The sequence below is a fragment of the Neisseria sp. 83E34 genome (assembly GCF_001308015.1).
Lineage (GTDB): Bacteria > Pseudomonadota > Gammaproteobacteria > Burkholderiales > Neisseriaceae > Neisseria.
This window is the reverse complement of the sequence record NZ_LGYH01000009.1, coordinates 22,545-39,598: the sequence shown is the minus strand read 5'-3', so window position 1 is coordinate 39,598 and position 17,054 is coordinate 22,545. Positions and strand designations below refer to the sequence as shown.

Genomic DNA, 17,054 nt, shown 5'->3' with positions numbered 1-17,054 from the left:
GGAAACACCGCAATGAAGCCGCCTTTCAGTATTACCAACCACATTCTTAATCTGATCGTAGAAATTTCACACATCATAGGCCGCTTGCAATTTCAATACGAACGCAACCTGTATTTGCGTAAAGAAAACCGCATCCGCTCGATTCAATCGTCTTTAGCCATTGAAAACAATTCTTTAACCATAGAACAAGTAACCGACATCATCAACGGCAAACGGGTGTTGGGTAATCCGAAAGAAATTCAAGAAGTGAAAAATGCCTACGATGCGTATGAAGAAATCCTGAATTTCAACCCATACAGAATCGGCGATTTTCTTAAAGCACACGGTTTGCTGACCGAAGGCATTGTTCGCCAGGCCGGTGGTTTCCGCCATAAAGATGTCGGTATTTTTGCTGCCGACGGCACATTGCTGCACATGGGCGCACGACCGCAGTTTGTACCCGATTTGATGGAAAAACTGTTTGCATGGGCAGAAACCGACGATACGCCCATGTTGGTAAAAAGTGCAGTCGTGCATTATGAAATCGAAATGATCCACCCGTTTGAAGACGGTAACGGCCGCATGGGCAGATTGTGGCAGAGCGTGATGTTGAGCAGCTGGAATCCCTTATTTGCGTGGATACCCGTAGAAACGATGGTGTACGGCAATCAGCAGGGCTATTACCGTGTTTTGACCGAGGCTGATAAAGCCAACAATTCAACCGTATTTGTTGAGTTTATGCTCGATATGTTGCTTCAAACCTTGAAAGTTTACGCACTTGATGCAACGAATGATGTTGCAAATACCCAAATCAGCGAGAAAGCCCGCCAAGCCTATCTGCCGATACGACGCTACCTTGAGGAAAACGCTGAAATTTCCAACAGCAGGGCGCAGCAACTGACCGGAAAATCAGCGGCGACCGTCAGAAAATATCTGGCGGAGTTGACCGAAGCCGGGTTGCTGGAAGCGGTGGGAACGGGCAAAGGTAGGGTTTACCGTTTGGCAAAGCCTTTGAAGTAAAAATTACTTGGAAACTTTCTTCGCTAATCGTTAATTAGATGTTATTTTTTAGCTGTAATAAAACACAAATGGGAAAAAATTATGTACAAACTTAATATGTTATTAGTTTTTATTTTGGCCGGTTGCACAACTGTATCTGCAATTCAGCCTGTTGAAACAGGCGTTTCTAGATTTGATACGGCACTGATATATAAAGGTAAAGAAAGTATTGTTGGTATCAATGAAAATAATGCCCAAGAATATAGAATTTTCCATCAAGGAGCGACAGGAGCGACCCCTTCTTCTGCGATACGAAGTAGTGCAGAAAGAAGAGCGAATGAGTTTTGTAACAAGGAAAATAAGCAAATGAAGGCCATAAGAGAGCGAACTTCTGTACCTCCTCATATGTTTGGCAATTGGCCTAGAATTGAAATTATTTTTATATGTGTAGAAAAATCGATAGATAATGATAATTTTGATGATGGCAAATATAAAAAATTGATAAATTTGAAACAATTATTAGATCAAGGTGTGCTTTCTGAGCAGGAATTTAATAAAGAAAAAGCAAAAATATTAGGTCATTAACAAAATAATATTATGAATAATCTTACCCAGACACTATCCCCAACCCTCCCGCAAACCACCCTAATCGCCACCAACCCTGATTGGACGCGCGCCGATTTTAACCGTGCCGTTATCTACCTTTCAGGCCGTCTGAAAACGCAAAACGTGCAAACCGCAGCTTTGTGGTTTGAAGATGCCGCGTTTTTTGCCTGTGCGGTGCTGGCGGCGTGGCATGCGGGGGTGCGGGTGTTGTTGCCGCCGAATTTGGCGCAGGATAATGTGGATTGGGGCAATACGGCGGATGTGTGGCTGACGGATGCGCCGCATGAAAAAGCGTTTTCAGACGGCCTTTGTGCAGAAGATAAGGTTTACAATATTCCCGCTGTGTTAAGCGATATGCCGTCTGAAATCGCGATGCCGGAAAATCTGTTGATTCCCGCAGATGCCGAGGCCTGTCTGAAAACGTCCGGCTCGACCGGCGGCGCGCAGGTGGTGGTGAAAACGGCGGGGCAGATGGAGGCGGAGGCTTTGGCTTTGGCGGAAGTCGTGCCGTTTCGGCAGGAGGGTTTAACCGTAATCGGCAGCGTCAGCCCGCAGCATATGTATGGTTTTACCTTCCGCTTCGCACTCGCGCTCACTATGGGTTGGACGATGGACCGCCTGCAAAATGTGTATCCCGAAACCTTGTTGGCCGCCACTTCGGCGCACGCGCAATCGGTGTGGATTGCCAGCCCGGCGGTGTTGAACCGTTTGGGCGAAGCGCGCAACTGGCAGGCGGTGGGCGGCAAAGTGGCGGGGATTGTGTCGGCGGGCGGCGCGTTGCCGGAAACGACAGCCGATTTGCTGGAAAAGCACGCCGTGCGGCCTTTTGAGATTTACGGCAGTACCGAAACCGGCGTGATTGCGTCGCGCCGGCACCGCCGCGAATGGCAGCCCTTTGCCGCCGTGGAAATCGGGCAGGATGAAGACGGCGCGTTATGGGCGCAATCGCCGTGGACCAACGGCCGCTTTCAAACCGCCGATATGGTGGAAATGCAGCCCGAAGGCTTTTTACTGCTTGGCCGGAAAGACCGGATTATCAAATTTGAGGACAAACGCGTGTCACTAAACCAAATCGAACACGACCTGCTGGCGCATGAATGGATTGCCGATGCCTATTGCGCCCAGCACCCGCAGCACAAACGCCCCGCCGTGTGGGCGGCGTTGAATTCAGACGGCATCCAAGCCTTGCAGGAGCAGGGGCGGGCGGCTGTGGCGGCGGCGCTGAAAAAACACCTCGCCGCCACGCAAGACACGGTGGCCTTGCCGCGCTATTGGCGTTTCACCGATGCCTTGCCGCGCAACGCCCAATCCAAAATCACCGCCGCAGATTTTCAGACGGCCTTTACCGAAGCGCAAACCGCACCGCAATGGCAGCCATGCCTGTCTGAAAACGCAGAAACACACCGCTTCCAAGGCCGTGTGCCGCTCGATTTGGTGTATTTCGGCGGACACTTCGCCAATTTCCCGCTGGTGCCCGGCGTGATCGAGCTGCAATGGGTGCGCGATTTGGCCGAACGGTTCGACTGGGGGCGGCAAAGCGTTGTGCGGGTGGAAAACCTGAAATACCAGCAATTCCTGCGCCCGCATCATGAAGTGTTTGCAGAGCTGAAATATGATGCGGATAAAAACAAGCTGACGTTTAAGCTGGAAAATCATGAAGCGGTATGCGCTTCGGGGCGGATTGCGTTCGGGGTGTTTGAGGCCGTCTGAAAAACAAGATTGTCATGCTCGGGTTTGACCCGAGTGTATTGAGTTTCGGCGGGTGTAGGTCGGATTCTTGAATCCGACAAATGTACTAAAATGCGGCTTGAACGGCTTTTAATGCAAGCGCATTAAGTCATGCCGATTTTCAGACAGGCATTGATATTGCAGACTATGCCTGTCTGAAAAAACACCTGCATTTTTTCAAATCGATTAACTAATGCATATAGTGCTACCTTACTGTTTATGAAAACCCTAGCCCTAATCCCCCACTACAACCACCCGACCACCATTACCCAAGTTGCCCAAGCCATGCGCGGGTTTGGGTTGGATGTGCTGATTGTGGACGACGGTTCGCGGGAGGACTGCAAACCGATATTAGAAGCTTTGGCGGAGCAGAGCCGCATTGATGTTGTGTACCGCATTGTCAACGGCGGCAAAGGCGCGGCGGTGAAAGCCGGGTTGAAATATGCCGAAGAGCAGGGCTATACCCATGTTTTACAAGTGGATGCCGATGCGCAGCATTGTTTGGACGATACGGCCAAGATGTTGGAAGCAGCGCAGGCAAACCCCGAAGCCGTGGTGTGCGGCTGGCCGCAATACGGCAGCGATGCGCCGAAATCGCGGCTGTACGGGCGTAAAATCACCGATTTTTGGAATATGGTGCATACGTTTTCCACCGATATAAAAGACGGTATGTGCGGCTTCCGCCTTTATCCGCTTGCACCCGCGCTGGCGGTAGTGCGTGAAGAACATGTTGGCGACCGTATGGATTTCGATACGGAAATCTTAATCCGTCTGTATTGGCGCGGTGTGAAGCCGGTGTGGATTAAAACGCCGGTGAAATACGAAGCCGGCGGTGTGTCGCATTTCCGCGCGTTTGACGATAATGTGCTGATCAGCAAAATGCACGCAAGGCTGTTTTGCGAGATGGTGTATAAGCGTTTGAGCGGGCAATGGAAAAAATGATAATCTGTTATTGCCGATAGTATGCCTGTCTGAAAGTGTGCTGAGAATTTAACCATTTGTTCAGCATCATATCCAAGCTTGGCTTAAGTATAACGAACCGATTGGTTCATTAATTGATTGAAATGCCTGTCTGAAAAACATGACCGACACCCGAAATTCCGAACATTGGGCCGCTCAAAACGAACGCGGTAACCGCCTGTTTTTGGGTATCACCACATTGATGGTGAAATATCTGCCTGCGTTCCTGATGAAGCCGTGCATCTGGTTTGTGGTGCTGTATTTTTATTTGACCGCGCCCAAGCAGCGGCGCAATATTGCCCGCTATCAGGCGCGTTTGCAGGCGGCTTTCCCGCAAACCGCGCTGCCTGAAACTTGGCCGGTATTCAAGCAGTTTGTGGCGTTTGGCGAGGCGGTGTGCGACCGCTTTGCCGTGTGGCAGCGCAAAATCCGTTATGAAGATTTGGTGTTGGAAGATCCCGACGACGTGTATGCCGAAATCGGCAACCGTAACCAGCGCGGGCAGATTTTCGTGTGTTCGCATTTTGGTAATGTAGAAGTGTGCCGCGCGCTGGTGTCGCATCATCAAGGCTTCCGGCTCAATGTGTTGGTACACAGCCGCCATGCGCAGGCGTTCAACGAGGCTTTGAATAAGGCGGGCGCAGATAAAATCCAGCTGATTCAGGTAACGGATTTGGATGCTTCGCTGATGATGGAGCTGAATAAACGTATTGATGCGGGCGAATGGTTGGCGATTGCGGCAGACCGTGTGCCGGTGCGTGGTGAAAAAACGGTGGCGGTGGATTTTTTGGGCGCGCAAGCCGATATGCCGCAAGGTGCGTGGCTACTGGCGGCTTTGTTGAAAACGCGTGTCAACACCTTATTCTGCATCAAGCAAAACGGGCGCTACCATTTGAAACTGCGCCGCTTTTTGGATACGACGGATTGGAAACGCGGCAAACGCAATGAAGAAGTTGCCGCCGCTGCGCAGCAGTTTGCCGCTGCGCTGGCGCAAGAATGTGCGCAAAACCCTTTGCAATGGTTTAATTTTTACGATTTCTGGAAAGACGAATCTCATGGCTAAGCATGTTTACTGCCGCCACAGCGTGGAAATAGAAGTGCCGTTTTTTGATGTTGATGCCATGCATATTGTTTGGCACGGGCATTATGTGAAATATTTGGAAGTGGCGCGGTGTGCGTTTTTAAATGAAATTTCCTATGATTACAATGAGATGAAGCGGCAGGGTTTCAGCTGGCCGGTGGTGCAGCTTAATCTGAAGTATGTGAAGCCTGCCGTGTTCGGCCAGAAAGTGCGGGTGGATTTGGCGGTGGTGGAAATCGAAAGCTGCCTGCGCATTGATTATACGATTGTGGATGCAGAAAGCGGTAAGAAGTTAACCAAAGCCAGCACCACTCAAGTGGCCGTGTCGCTTGAAAGCGGTGAAATGCAGTTTCAAACGCCGGATAGCTGGCTGAAAGCCGTTGGGGAACATCATAGCTTTCAGGCAGCCTAATGAGGTGTGTTTGTCATGTAAGGGAATCATGATGATGCTTGCCGATATGTTGAACCACCGCCGTTCCGTGCGGCATTATGATGCGGATAAAAAATTAGAGAGTGAAAAAGTGCGCGAATGCCTGCGGCTGGCGCAGCTCGCACCGAGCAGCTCCAATATGCAGCTTTATGAGTTTTACCATATTACCGATCCGGCAACGCTGCAACAGCTTGCGATTGCCTGTTTGAGCCAAAGTGCGGCAACCACGGCAACGCAAATGGTGGTGTTTGTGACCCGTCAGGATTTATACCGCGAACGCGCGCGAACGATGCTGGATTTTGAGCGCGGCAACCTGAGCCGCAACAGCCCGCCTGAAAAAGTGCCGGGCCGTTTGAAAAAATGGGAAGGCTATTACGGCAAGCTGATGCCGTTTGTTTATGCACGCTTTTTCGGCCTGATCGGCGCCTTGCGCAAAATGATTGTTTACGGTATCGGCCTGTTTCGCCCGATTGTGATGGAGGTTTCCGAAGCGGATATGCGTGTAGTGGTTCATAAAAGTTGCGGTTTGGCGGCGCAAACGTTTATGTTGGCGATGGCTGAGCAAGGCTATGATACTTGCCCGCTGGAAGGCTTGGATAGCCGCATGGTGAAACGGATTCTCAAGTTGCCGCGTGGTGCGGAAATCAATATGATTGTGGCCTGCGGCATCCGCAAAGAAGGTAAAGGCATCTGGGGCGAACGCTTCCGCCTGCCGTTTGAAGATATTTACCGCGAAATTTGATTTGATAAGGAAAGTGATGAAAAAGCTGATACTTGCTTCTGCGTTTACCCTGTTTAGCCCGCTGCTTTGGGCGTTTTCGACCGCCGAGCTTTCCCAAACCCTGCAAAAGCCGAATAACGTGCAGGGCGCGTTTACGCAGCAGCGTTATCTCAAATCGCTCAATAAACCGATGGTAACCAGCGGCCAGTTTGTGCTGGTGCCGAAAAACGGCCTGCTGTGGCACATGCAGAAACCGTTCGACAACCGCCTGCGCGTGCGTGCCGACGGCATCATGCAATGGAACGGCCAGCAGTGGACTACTGCAAACCCAAGCAAAATGAGTGGCCAAGCGCAACAAATCCGCCTGTTTCTCGATCTGCTGGGCGGCAACACGCAAGGCTTGGAAAAGCAATTCAATCTGCAACTTTCCGGCACGCAGCAAAAATGGACGCTGCGCTTAAACCCTAAAACATCTTTAATGAAGCAGGTTTTCAACCATATCGACATCAGCGGCGACACTGTTGTACGCCGCATTGAATTAAATGAAAAACAGGGCGATCGAACTGTGATGCAGTTTAACCAAATTCAGACAGGCAAGGAGCTGGATGCGTTTGCCAAGCAGGCTTTGTGATCGTTAGTGGCATAAGGATACGATGCCTGTCTGAAAACCCGTTTCTGCGAGGAAACGGGTTTTTGTAAGGGCTGCGAAAGCAAGCTTCTTTACCAAAGCACCGGGTGAGGAAAGTGTTTTTTACATTGCTATAAAAGATACTGCTTTGTTAAACTTTGCCAAGTTACTTTATCTGCTTCGGGGGAATTGTGAAAAATGTTTTAGTGGTGTATTACTCGCAAACCGGCCAGCTGGGCGAATTGGCGGCAAATTTTGCCAAGCCCTTGCAGCAAGCCGGTGTGGCGGTGGATATGCTGGCAATTCAGCCTGATAAGCCTTATCCTTTCCCATGGCCGTTTTGGCGTTTTTTCAACACATTTCCTGAAACTGTTCATTTGAAGCCTCAGCCGATTGCCGCGCCTGAGTTTTCACACAGTCGTTATGATGCGGTGGTGTTGGCTTATACCGTGTGGTTTTTGTCGCCGGCGCAGCCGATTACCGCTTTTTTACAACATCCCGCTGCAAAAGCCGTTTTGCGCGACACGCCGGTGATTACCCTGATCGGCTGCCGCAATATGTGGCTGATGGCGCAGGAAACAGTGAAAAAGCTGCTGGCAGATGCAGGAGCGAAACTGGTGGGCAATATTGTAAAAATCGACGCATGCGGCAGTGCCGCCAGTTTTATTACCACGCCTGCTTGGATGTTGAGCGGTAAAAAACAGTTCTTTACATGGTTGCCGTCGGCGGGTATCGAGCAAGCCGAATTGCAGGATGCAGCGCGTTTCGGACACCGTTTGGCGGAGGCTTTGCAAAGTGATGAAACCTTAGACAGCGGGTTGTTCCGCGGCATGGGCGCGGTAAAGGTGGACGAAAAGCTAATGATGAGCGAAAAAGTGGCCAAACGCAGCTTTTTTATTTGGGGCAAGCTTGTGATGGCTGTGGGGCGCGTGTCGGGGCGGGCGCGCTATGCCGTGTTGGCGTTTTACATCGTGTTTCTGATTGGCATGATTTTAACGGTGGTGCCGCTTAGCGCAATCTTGAAGCGCCTGCTGGCGCCGTTGATGCGGGAGAAGTTGGCCAGGGAGCGGGCTTATTTCAGCCGGCCTTCAGGGGAATGATGCCTGTCTGAAAATTGTTTGCGGCTCAAAATAAATAATAGTGAATCAACTGAATTAAATGGAAAACCAACAATTACTGGATGTCTATCTCAACCGGGTATCGGCTTTTCTGCCCAATGCGCCTGTGTCTAACGACGAAATGGAAGCGGTGTTGGGTATGGCAGGCGAGTTGCCCTCGCGCGTACGCAAAATGATTTTGCGCTCTAACGGCATTGAGAGCCGTTATTATGCGATAGACCCGGCAACCGGCCGCGCTACCCATAGCGGTACGGAGCTTGCTGCCGAAGCGGTGAAGCGCCTGTTTGAGCAGGGTGTGGACAAACACGAAATCAGCTGCCTGACCTGCGGGACTTCTTATCCCGACCAGATTATGCCGGGGCAGGGTGTGATGCTGCACGGTTTGCTCGAAGGCGCGCCTGCTTATGAAGTGGTGACCACGGCGGGCGTATGCGCGGCAGGTATGGCGGCGATGAAATATGCTTATAACAGTGTGCGCACAGGCGAACACCGACATGCGGTGGCGGCTGCTTCGGAAGCGGCTTCGGCCATTATGCGCGGTGACGTGTTCAAAAGCGAGGTGGCGCAAAAAGTGTTGGAACATGCCAAGCCGGAAATCGGGTTTGAAAAAGACTTTCTGCGCTGGATGCTTTCCGACGGTGCAGGCGCGGCTTATTTGAGCAGTCGCCCCAACCCGCAAGGCTTGAGCTTTAAAATCCGCTTTATCGAGCTGGTTTCCTATGCACATGAAATGCCTGTCTGTATGTATGCCGGTGCGGAGCTGGTCAACGGCGAGTTCAGGGGTTTCAAAACATTTGATGCGGCTTACTGCGAAGCGCATAGCATGATGGCGGTGAAGCAGGATGTGAAACTCTTAAACGACAATATCGTCCATTACACAGTAGAAAAGCCGGTTGCGCGCATTACGGAAAAATACGGGCTGGCCGCCGATGAGATTGATTGGTTTCTGCCGCATTATTCTTCGTGCTTTTTCCGAGACAAAGTGGCGGCAGGGCTGGAGAAAGCGGGCTTCCCCATTGCGCAGGAAAAATGGTTTACCAACCTGCCCGATAAAGGTAACACGGGTTCGGCTTCGATTTACATTATCCTTGAAGAATTCATGCGCACGTTTGATGTAGTGCACGGGCAAAAGGTATTGTGTTTCGTGCCGGAAAGCGGGCGGTTTTCTTCCTGTTTTATGCTGCTGGAAGCGGTAAAAATTTAAGGAATCACGATGAAGATAGACGACATTCCGCAAGACGACAGCAAAACCTACCACGGCCACCGCAAAGTCATCTACGGTACGCGAAACGGGCACTATGAAGCCGCCACCAGCACGGGTTGGCAGGATGAAGCCTATGCAACCGAGCAGGCAGTGGCTGACTTGGATGAGCAAACCGAACAGGCGCGGCGGGCGGTGCTGAATGGCGAACGCTCGCCGCTTTATTATTATATGTACCGCTACCGTCACGACGAAGCCAGTTTAGCGCAGGTAACAGGCTTGTGGCGCTGGCAGGTGCGCCGCCATTTCCGCCCCGAGATATTTGCCAAGCTGCCGCTAAAAACGTTAGAAAAATATGCACAAGCGTTTCAGATAGGCATAGATGATTTGCGCCGGCCCTTCGATAGCAATGCCTGTCTGAAAAACAAACCAAGCGATAGACACAATAGAAACAATCATGACTGAATTTTCCCATCAGCACACCGCCCATTGCGAAAGCGGCGTGATGTCCACCTTACTCAAACACCACGGCTGCGATTTGAATGAAGCGATGGTGTTCGGGCTGGCGCACGGGCTGACCTTTATCTATATGCCGATCGTGAAACTTGCCGGCATGCCGCTGATTTCCTACCGGATTGCGCCGAGGGGCATCATCCGTAACATATGCAAGGTGTTGGGTATCAAGCTCAAGCTGCAGAAATTTTCATCGCCCGAAGCCGGGCAAGCGGCGCTGGATGCTGCCGTGAAGCAAGGCAAACTGGTCGGCTTGCAGACTTCTGTGTTTTGGCTGCCTTATTTCCCGCCGGAAATGCGCTTTCATTTCAACGCACACAATTTGCTGGTGTACGGCAAAGAGGGCGGCGATTATTTGGTGAGCGATCCGGTATTTGAGAGTGTGCAGCGTTGCGCTGCGGAAGATTTGCAGCGGGCCCGCTTTGCCAAAGGCGCGCTGGCGGCAAAAGGCCGGATGTATTACATTGATACCCGGGCTTCCAATAAGCGGATTAACGAATGCCTGTCTGAAAAAATTCAGACAGGCATCAGGAAAAATGCCAAGCAAATGCTGGCGCCCGTGTTTTTTGTGGGCGTGAAAGGCATACGTACACTGGCTAAAAAAATAGAAGCCCTGCCCAAGAGCGGCAAGAGTGCCAAATACCAGAAACTTTACCTCGGCCATATCGTGCGTATGCAGGAAGAAATCGGCACCGGCGGCGCGGGCTTCCGCTACCTTTATGCTTATTTTCTCGAGCAGGCTGCCGAAATCTGCCGTAATCCCGCCTTGCAGGCCGCTTCGCAGCAAATGACCGCCATCGGCGACAATTGGCGTCAGTTTGCCAGCATGTGCGTGCGCCAGTGTAAAAAGCCGACCGAGCAGGGCTGCAGTGAGATTGCCGACTTTTTGCGCGGGATTGCCGATCAGGAAGAAGCTTTGTGGCGGAGTTTGCGTTGAATAAAATAATTAGAAAATGTGATAAGGAAACTATTATGACTATGCCGGAAACCTTGAACGAAGTCCGTCAAGTGATTGACGATCTGGATAGAGAAATTATTCAATTGCTGGCCCGACGGCAAAAATTGGTGGAGCAAGCAGGGCGTTTAAAACCGCATAACGATGCTCGGGCCGTTGCTGCTCCGGAGCGTGTTGCACAAGTTATTGAAGCGCGCCGTATCCAAGCAGTTTCCGAAGGATTGGCCCCCGAGGTTGCGGAGGCAGTTTGGCGCGCGATGATAGATGCTTTTATTAATTTGGAAATTGAATTTAATAAAGCCGGATCGTCGCCCGATTAAATTATTGCATGATATGTATTAGAAGAAATGTTTAGAGGCGGCAGGAACATAACAAGTAATCGGTTTTTTAGGTAAATCAGACCATAAACATTTCAGAAACCCCTATCCGGACGGATTATGATGCGCACTTCTATATTCAAACATCTTAAACGAGGCTGTCTGAACATTACGCCGCAAAGGCTTTACACGGCCTTGATCCTGCTGGTTTCCGCTTTTCTGATTTATAACTTTGCCGCCAAAAGCTGGCTGCAAACCGATTTGACCGCACTGTTGCCGCAAGAGCGGCAGCCGGATGTTTTGCTTCAGGTTGCCGATGCCGAAAATGAAAAACAAGTGAATGCGCAAGTGGTTTTGCTGGCAGGCAGCCGCGATGCGGAAAAAGCTTTTCAGACAGGCATGGAGATTGCTAAGCTGTGGCAGCAGAGCGGTGTGTTTGCCGGAGTGGACAGCAGCATTTCTCCCGATTTGGAGCGGGTGCGCGAAGATATCCGGCGTTTGGGCGTGGCTGTGATGCCGTTTGAGCAGCGGCAATTGCTGTTTGAGCAGCCGGCGAAATATTTTCAGGAGCGCGCGGAAGCGGCGGTAAACCCGTTTGCCGCGCCGTCGCCCTTGCCGTTGGATCAGGATTGGTTGGGCGTCGGCCGCTTTGTATCCGAGCGTGCCCGCCCGCAAAGCCGTTTGCAGTGGAATGCCGATAACGGCATGTTGTTTACCGAAGATGAAAGCGGCAAAACCTGGGTATGGCTGCGCGGCAAGCTGCCCGGCGCCAATAATATCGCCAACGGCAGCGATGAGCTGCTGCCGCTTTTGCAAAAAAGCCGCGAGCTGGCGGCGGCAAACGGTGCGGAAACGCTGAGTGCGGGCGGGGCGGTGTTTGCGGCGGCGGCAAAAGCGCAGGCGCAGCGGGAAAGCCGCATGATGAGCGCAACCGGCTTGCTGCTTACGTTTGCACTGCTCTTGTGGGTGTTCCGTTCCGCGCGCGTATTCTGGTTGGCTTTGCCGCTGGCAGCCGGAATGCTTACGGGCTTGGCCGCCGCGTTGCTGGTGTTTGGCCAAGTGCATATTCTGACGATTGTGATCGGCACGAGCTTGGTTGGCGTGTTGGTGGATTTCCCGCTGCATTGGCTGGCGCCTTCGGTGTTCCGCCGCTATGAAGGCAAATATGCCGCGCTTTCAGACAGCCTTTCGTGGGAGGCTAAGCCTGCTATGCGCCATGTGATGCCGACTTTTGCCGTCAGCCTGCTGATTACGGTTTTGGGCTATGCTTTTTTATGGTTTACGCCGCTGCCCGTGCTGCGCCAAACGGCGGTGTTTTCCGGCTTTGCTTTGCTGGGCGCATTTGGCGCGACCGTGTTGTGGCTGCCGGCCGTGTTTGCGCGTTATCAGGCTAAGAGTGTGCCGTTTGCGGGTTGGATGGCGCGTTTGTATGTGGTGTCTGACAAGGTGAAACTGCGCCTGCACCGCCGCGGCTGGTGGATTTTAGGCGGTATTTTTCTGGCTGTGGGATTGTGGCGCAACGACTGGCGCGACGATATCCGCCAATGGGTCAATACGCCGCCGGAGTTGTTGGCCGAAGCGCAGCAGATCGGCAAACTGTCAGGCACTGATTTCAGCGGGCAATATCTGGTGGTGGAAGCGGAAAGCGAAGATGCGCTGCTGCGCAAAAACGCGGAAGTACACCGCTTGCTGCGGCCTTTGATTGCGCAGCAGAAGCTGGTGGGAATCCAGTCGCTCGACCAATGGTTGCTGCCTGTATCCGAACAGAAAAAGCTGCAAAACCGCCTGCGCGAGTTGGCGAGGCTGCCTGATGCCTGGCAGGCCATGCGTGAAATCGGCGTGCCGCGCAACACCATGCGCGATGCTTTGAATGAAGCTGCCGGCGCTCCGGCGCTGACTTTGTCGGAAGGTTTGAAATTCGAAATGGCAGAGGCATGGCGGCCCTTGTATTTGGGCGAAGCGGCGCCGGGCAGGTTTGCTTCGGTGATCCGTTTAAACGGTTTGGCCGATGCGGCAGCCGTTCAGACAGGCATTCAAGGCTTGGCGGGCGTACATTGGGCGGATAAGCGCGCGCATTTGAACCAATTGTTTCAAGAAACCCGCAACCATACCGCTTGGCTGAAGCTGGCGTCTTATGCGTTGGCACTGGTTTTGTTGTGGTATATGTTCGGTATGCGGCGCGGCATCAAAATTTTGGCCGTGCCTCTGGCGGCTGCGGTGGGCACTGTGGCTGTATTGGGTTGGATCGGTGTTCCGGTGAGCCTGTTTGCCATGTTCGGCTTGCTGCTGGTGTCGGCCATCGGTGTGGATTACACGGTGTATGCCGTTACCGCCAAACATACCGCACCGGCCCGCCTCGGCGGCATGTTGCTGGCTGCGTTGACCACTGGTATTTCCTTTATCCTGCTCGGAATGAGCAGCACGCCGGCCGTGGCTGCGTTCGGCATCACGGTGGCAGTGGGCGTGGTGTTGAATTTGTGGCTGTCGGCCTGGTTGTTGAAGGAAGAAGGGTAAAGAACATAATCGTTGTGTCGGCTTTATCCCCCTTAAAATCTCGCGCCGTTTGGCGGCATCAGAGGGAAAAGCCGCACAGGTCAAACGTTCGGATGCCCGAAGAGTGTTGATTTTAAGTTTTATGGACACAGCCCAAATGCCTGTCTGAAATATTAAATTTTATGGCGGCACAGCTTGGTTACAACATTGTGTTGAGCAGAATTTAAGATAATGGCTGTTGCACACAGCCAATATGGAATCAGTATTTAAATTGAAGAAAGCAAAAAATGACTCATCAATTCGACGTTGCCATCATCGGCGCCGGACCTTCGGGCTCGATCGCTTCTGCGCTGCTGAATAAAAAAGGGTTCAAAGTGTGTGTGTTGGAAAAGCAGCATTTTCCGCGCTTCGTAATAGGCGAGAGCTTGCTGCCGCACTGCATGGAAATGATTGAAGAAGCAGGTTTTTTGGAGGCGGTGGAAGCGGAGCCTTCGTTTCAGTTTAAAAACGGCGCGGCCTTCACTTGGGGCAGCCGCTACACTTATTTTGACTTTACCGATAAGTTTTCCGCCGGGCCGGGCACCACATTTCAAGTGCGCCGCGCTTTATTTGACAAGATTTTGATAGATGAAGCGGCTAAGCAGGGCGTGGAAGTGCGCTTCGGGCATGGCGTTACCGCGTTTGAAGAGCGGGCGGATGATGCCTGTCTGAAAGTGGAAACCGACACGGGCGAGGAGTATGAATTAAGCGCGAAATTTGTGTTGGATGCCAGCGGCTACGGCCGTGTGCTGCCGCGTTTGTTGGATTTGGAAACCCCTTCCGACCTGCCGCCGCGCATCGCGCACTTTACCCACATCCAAGACAATATTTCCAGCCCTAAATTCGACCGCGAAAAAATCCTGATTACCACCCACCCGCAGCACCGCGACGTGTGGCTGTGGACGATTCCGTTTGCCGACAACCATTGCTCCATCGGCGTGGTCGGCACACCGGATAAGTTGGCCGGTGATTCGGAAACCGTGTTGAAAAAATTTGCCCTCGAATGCCCGCTGCTGGCGGAAATTCTGGCGGATGCACAATGGGAAAACGAATTTCCGTTCCGCAGCATTCAAGGTTATTCGGCCAATGTGAAAACTTTATACGGCAAGCATTTTGCTTTGCTCGGCAATGCTTCGGAGTTTCTCGACCCGGTATTTTCTTCCGGCGTAACCATTGCCATGCATTCGGCTAAGCTGGCTGCGGATCTGCTTGCCAAACAGTTTAACGGCGAGGCTGTGGATTGGCAGAGCGAATACGCCGATACGCTGATGCAGGGCGTGGATACCTTCCGCACTTATGTTAACGGCTGGTATGACGCGCGTTTCCAAAATGCCATTTATGCCGCCGACCGCAGCCCCGAAATCAACCGCATGATTGCCTCAGTTTTGGCAGGTTACGCGTGGGATACGAAAAACCCGTTTGTTGAAAAACATGCCAAGCGGCTGGATGCGTTGGCTGCTGTGGTGGGCAATGTGCCGTTGGTTTGATGCCTGTCTGAAAGTGATGGAAATGAAAAAATACAGTGTTCTTTTATGCTCCGCTTTGCTGCTTGCCGCCTGTACTTCGGGCTTGCCCAAGCCTGCGCAAGTGCCGCAGGTTCACAATAACAGCGCCTGGTTTCAAGTGGAGCAGCGCGATGCTTCCGGCAACATGATTCAAACCAGCCTGCTGGCGGTTGAGCAAAGCGGCGAAGAGGTGCGTTTTGTGCAAACCAATCCGCTGGGCGCGCCGATTGCACGGCAGGTTTTGAGTAAAAAAGGCTGGCATAATGATGGGTTTGTGATGCCGAATGCCGCTTCCCGACGCCTGTTTAGCGCCATGCTGCCGCTGTTTTCGAATAATGACGCAGCGGTTTACTCCCAGTTGCAGCGCCAAGCCATTACCAGCGGCGAATGTTTCAGCCAACGCGCAAAAACATTATGGTGCACCGTAACCACAGACCGGGGTTGGTTGATTAATTTTCCCGACCAAACGCAATGGTCGCTGTTTCCGATTAGAGAATAATCTATGAATACCACACCGGTTTATTTGTCTGCACCCGCGTTAACCAGTGCATTGGGCGACGGCCTGCAAGCGCATATCGATGCTTTGCTCAACCCTTCAGATACTTCGCCGCTGACCTTTTCACAAGAATGGGTTAAAGGCAAAAACTTTGCTTTCGGCGCGGTAAATACCGAGCTGCGCGCCTTTAATGAATGCCTGTCTAAAACCTTGCGAAGCCGAACCAACCGGCTTTTATGGCATGCATTGGCGCAAATCGAACCGCAGATAGAAGCCGCCAAAGCGCGTTTCGGCGCGGATAGGATAGCAGTGGTGATGGGCACATCCACCAGCGGTGTGGACGAAAATATCGGCATGTTTGAACAAGCGGCAAAGGGGGCGGACTGGAAAACGCTCACTTTCAAGCAGGCGCAGCAGCTCATGGGTGAGCCTGCCGAATTTGTGGCCGAGGCTTACGGCTTAAACAACCTGAATTATGTGGTGTCCACTGCCTGCACTTCCGGTTCGCGCGCTTTAATCAGCGCCGCCCGCCTGCTGCGCGCCGGCTTGTGCGATGCCGTGATCTGCGGCGGCGTGGATACGCTTTCCCCGTTAACCATCAATGGCTTTGCCTCGCTGGAAGTGTTGTCCAACGGTTTGGCCAACCCGTTTTCCGCCAACCGAAACGGCATCAATATCGGCGAAGCTGCCGCAGCTTTCGTGATGACGCGTGAAGCCGGTTTTTGCGAAAGCCTGCCTTTACTCGGTTATGGCGCGAGCAGTGACGCTTACCATATGTCGTCGCCGCGGCCGGACGGATTGGGTGCGATTCAAGCTTTTGAAGCCGCTTTGAAACATGCGGGCGTGGCTGCGGAAGAAGTAGGCTGGATTAATCTGCACGGCACCGGCACGCAGCACAACGACAGCATGGAAAGCATTGCCGTGGCAGAAGTGTTCGGCACCAACACGCCGTGCACTTCAACCAAACCTGCCACCGGCCATACTTTAGGCGCGGCGGGTGCGATTGAAGCTGCGTTTTTGTGGGGTATGATCAGCCGAAACAGCAATCCCGCAGGCCGTTTGCCGCCGCAACAATGGGACGGCATCGCAGACGAAGCCTTGCCCCGAATCGGTTTAACGCATGCAGAAAGCCGCTGGCCGCATGAGCGCAGGATAGGCGCCAGCTCGTCGTTTGCGTTTGGCGGCAGCAATACCGTGCTTGTGATTGGCGAATAACCGATATGCCTGTCTGAAAATATTTCAGACAGGCATGATGCTTTAAATCAGGTAAAATAACGCCCTTTCG

General features: G+C 52.4%; 17 protein-coding genes. All 17 read left to right on the top strand.

Going from position 1 to position 17,054, the window contains the following annotated elements; translation table 11 throughout:
* Positions 1 to 12: 12 nt before the first annotated feature.
* The 17 genes from AKG09_RS09535 to AKG09_RS09455 all read left to right on the top strand — a co-directional run bounded on the left by AKG09_RS09535 (position 13) and on the right by AKG09_RS09455 (position 16,984).
* Entirely contained in the window at positions 13 to 999 is a 987-nt protein-coding gene (locus AKG09_RS09535) for a Fic family protein (protein ID WP_054619216.1), read from the top strand.
* A gap of 81 nt (positions 1,000 to 1,080) precedes the next feature.
* Positions 1,081 to 1,563, top strand: a complete 483-nt coding sequence (locus AKG09_RS09530; RefSeq protein WP_054619215.1) for an SHOCT domain-containing protein — start codon at positions 1,081 to 1,083, stop codon at positions 1,561 to 1,563.
* Positions 1,564 to 1,575: 12 nt separating this feature from the next.
* The gene (locus tag AKG09_RS09525; protein WP_054619214.1) at positions 1,576 to 3,294 is read left to right on the top strand and encodes an AMP-binding protein; all 1,719 of its coding nucleotides are present in this window, start codon (positions 1,576 to 1,578) and stop codon (positions 3,292 to 3,294) included.
* A gap of 237 nt (positions 3,295 to 3,531) precedes the next feature.
* Positions 3,532 to 4,254 (top strand): glycosyltransferase family 2 protein, encoded by a 723-nt coding sequence (locus AKG09_RS09520; RefSeq protein ID WP_054619213.1) that lies wholly within the window; start codon positions 3,532 to 3,534, stop codon positions 4,252 to 4,254.
* A gap of 139 nt (positions 4,255 to 4,393) precedes the next feature.
* Positions 4,394 to 5,335, top strand: coding sequence for a glycosyl transferase family 2 (locus AKG09_RS09515; RefSeq protein WP_054619212.1), 942 nt, complete (start codon positions 4,394 to 4,396; stop codon positions 5,333 to 5,335).
* Entirely contained in the window at positions 5,328 to 5,765 is a 438-nt protein-coding gene (locus tag AKG09_RS09510; protein ID WP_054619211.1) for a thioesterase family protein, read from the top strand. Before AKG09_RS09515 ends, AKG09_RS09510 begins: the two co-directional genes overlap by 8 nt.
* A 28-nt stretch (positions 5,766 to 5,793) precedes the next feature.
* Positions 5,794 to 6,525 (top strand): nitroreductase family protein, encoded by a 732-nt coding sequence (locus AKG09_RS09505; protein ID WP_197272143.1) that lies wholly within the window; start codon positions 5,794 to 5,796, stop codon positions 6,523 to 6,525.
* A gap of 16 nt (positions 6,526 to 6,541) precedes the next feature.
* Positions 6,542 to 7,135, top strand: a complete 594-nt coding sequence (locus AKG09_RS09500; RefSeq protein WP_054619209.1) for an outer membrane lipoprotein carrier protein LolA — start codon at positions 6,542 to 6,544, stop codon at positions 7,133 to 7,135.
* Positions 7,136 to 7,323: 188 nt separating this feature from the next.
* Entirely contained in the window at positions 7,324 to 8,232 is a 909-nt protein-coding gene (locus tag AKG09_RS09495; RefSeq protein WP_054619208.1) for a hypothetical protein, read from the top strand.
* 58 nt (positions 8,233 to 8,290) lie between these two features.
* Positions 8,291 to 9,454: a beta-ketoacyl-ACP synthase III gene (locus AKG09_RS09490; protein ID WP_054619207.1), complete on the top strand. Its 1,164-nt coding sequence runs from the start codon at positions 8,291 to 8,293 to the stop codon at positions 9,452 to 9,454.
* Between the two features lie 9 nt (positions 9,455 to 9,463).
* Complete coding sequence (locus tag AKG09_RS09485; protein WP_054619206.1) at positions 9,464 to 9,916, top strand: hypothetical protein; 453 nt, start codon at positions 9,464 to 9,466, stop codon at positions 9,914 to 9,916.
* A complete protein-coding gene (locus AKG09_RS09480) occupies positions 9,909 to 10,901 on the top strand; it encodes a BtrH N-terminal domain-containing protein (protein WP_054619205.1) in 993 nt (330 codons plus the stop codon). The genes AKG09_RS09485 and AKG09_RS09480 overlap by 8 nt, the downstream gene beginning before the upstream one ends.
* Positions 10,902 to 10,936: 35 nt before the next feature.
* Positions 10,937 to 11,239, top strand: coding sequence for a chorismate mutase (locus tag AKG09_RS09475; protein WP_054619204.1), 303 nt, complete (start codon positions 10,937 to 10,939; stop codon positions 11,237 to 11,239).
* Positions 11,240 to 11,356: 117 nt separating this feature from the next.
* On the top strand, positions 11,357 to 13,750 hold the full coding sequence (locus tag AKG09_RS09470) for an MMPL family transporter (RefSeq protein WP_054619203.1): 2,394 nt from the start codon (positions 11,357 to 11,359) through the stop codon (positions 13,748 to 13,750).
* A 266-nt stretch (positions 13,751 to 14,016) separates the two neighbouring features.
* On the top strand, positions 14,017 to 15,255 hold the full coding sequence (locus AKG09_RS09465; RefSeq protein ID WP_054619202.1) for an NAD(P)/FAD-dependent oxidoreductase: 1,239 nt from the start codon (positions 14,017 to 14,019) through the stop codon (positions 15,253 to 15,255).
* Positions 15,215 to 15,772, top strand: coding sequence for a hypothetical protein (locus AKG09_RS09460; protein WP_231623926.1), 558 nt, complete (start codon positions 15,215 to 15,217; stop codon positions 15,770 to 15,772). The genes AKG09_RS09465 and AKG09_RS09460 overlap by 41 nt, the downstream gene beginning before the upstream one ends.
* Positions 15,773 to 15,775: 3 nt before the next feature.
* Positions 15,776 to 16,984 (top strand): beta-ketoacyl-ACP synthase, encoded by a 1,209-nt coding sequence (locus tag AKG09_RS09455; RefSeq protein WP_054619201.1) that lies wholly within the window; start codon positions 15,776 to 15,778, stop codon positions 16,982 to 16,984.
* Positions 16,985 to 17,054: the final 70 nt, after the last annotated feature.

Coding starts and splice junctions, on each gene's coding strand:
- AKG09_RS09465 (WP_054619202.1), top strand. CDS start 14,017: ATGACTCATCAATTCGACGTTGCCATCATCGGCGCCGGACCTTCGGGC.
- AKG09_RS09455 (WP_054619201.1), top strand. CDS start 15,776: ATGAATACCACACCGGTTTATTTGTCTGCACCCGCGTTAACCAGTGCA.
- AKG09_RS09500 (WP_054619209.1), top strand. CDS start 6,542: ATGAAAAAGCTGATACTTGCTTCTGCGTTTACCCTGTTTAGCCCGCTG.
- AKG09_RS09520 (WP_054619213.1), top strand. CDS start 3,532: ATGAAAACCCTAGCCCTAATCCCCCACTACAACCACCCGACCACCATT.
- AKG09_RS09470 (WP_054619203.1), top strand. CDS start 11,357: ATGATGCGCACTTCTATATTCAAACATCTTAAACGAGGCTGTCTGAAC.
- AKG09_RS09505 (WP_197272143.1), top strand. CDS start 5,794: ATGATGATGCTTGCCGATATGTTGAACCACCGCCGTTCCGTGCGGCAT.
- AKG09_RS09530 (WP_054619215.1), top strand. CDS start 1,081: ATGTACAAACTTAATATGTTATTAGTTTTTATTTTGGCCGGTTGCACA.
- AKG09_RS09485 (WP_054619206.1), top strand. CDS start 9,464: ATGAAGATAGACGACATTCCGCAAGACGACAGCAAAACCTACCACGGC.
- AKG09_RS09515 (WP_054619212.1), top strand. CDS start 4,394: ATGACCGACACCCGAAATTCCGAACATTGGGCCGCTCAAAACGAACGC.
- AKG09_RS09480 (WP_054619205.1), top strand. CDS start 9,909: ATGACTGAATTTTCCCATCAGCACACCGCCCATTGCGAAAGCGGCGTG.
- AKG09_RS09460 (WP_231623926.1), top strand. CDS start 15,215: ATGCGTTGGCTGCTGTGGTGGGCAATGTGCCGTTGGTTTGATGCCTGT.
- AKG09_RS09525 (WP_054619214.1), top strand. CDS start 1,576: ATGAATAATCTTACCCAGACACTATCCCCAACCCTCCCGCAAACCACC.
- AKG09_RS09475 (WP_054619204.1), top strand. CDS start 10,937: ATGACTATGCCGGAAACCTTGAACGAAGTCCGTCAAGTGATTGACGAT.
- AKG09_RS09510 (WP_054619211.1), top strand. CDS start 5,328: ATGGCTAAGCATGTTTACTGCCGCCACAGCGTGGAAATAGAAGTGCCG.
- AKG09_RS09490 (WP_054619207.1), top strand. CDS start 8,291: ATGGAAAACCAACAATTACTGGATGTCTATCTCAACCGGGTATCGGCT.
- AKG09_RS09535 (WP_054619216.1), top strand. CDS start 13: ATGAAGCCGCCTTTCAGTATTACCAACCACATTCTTAATCTGATCGTA.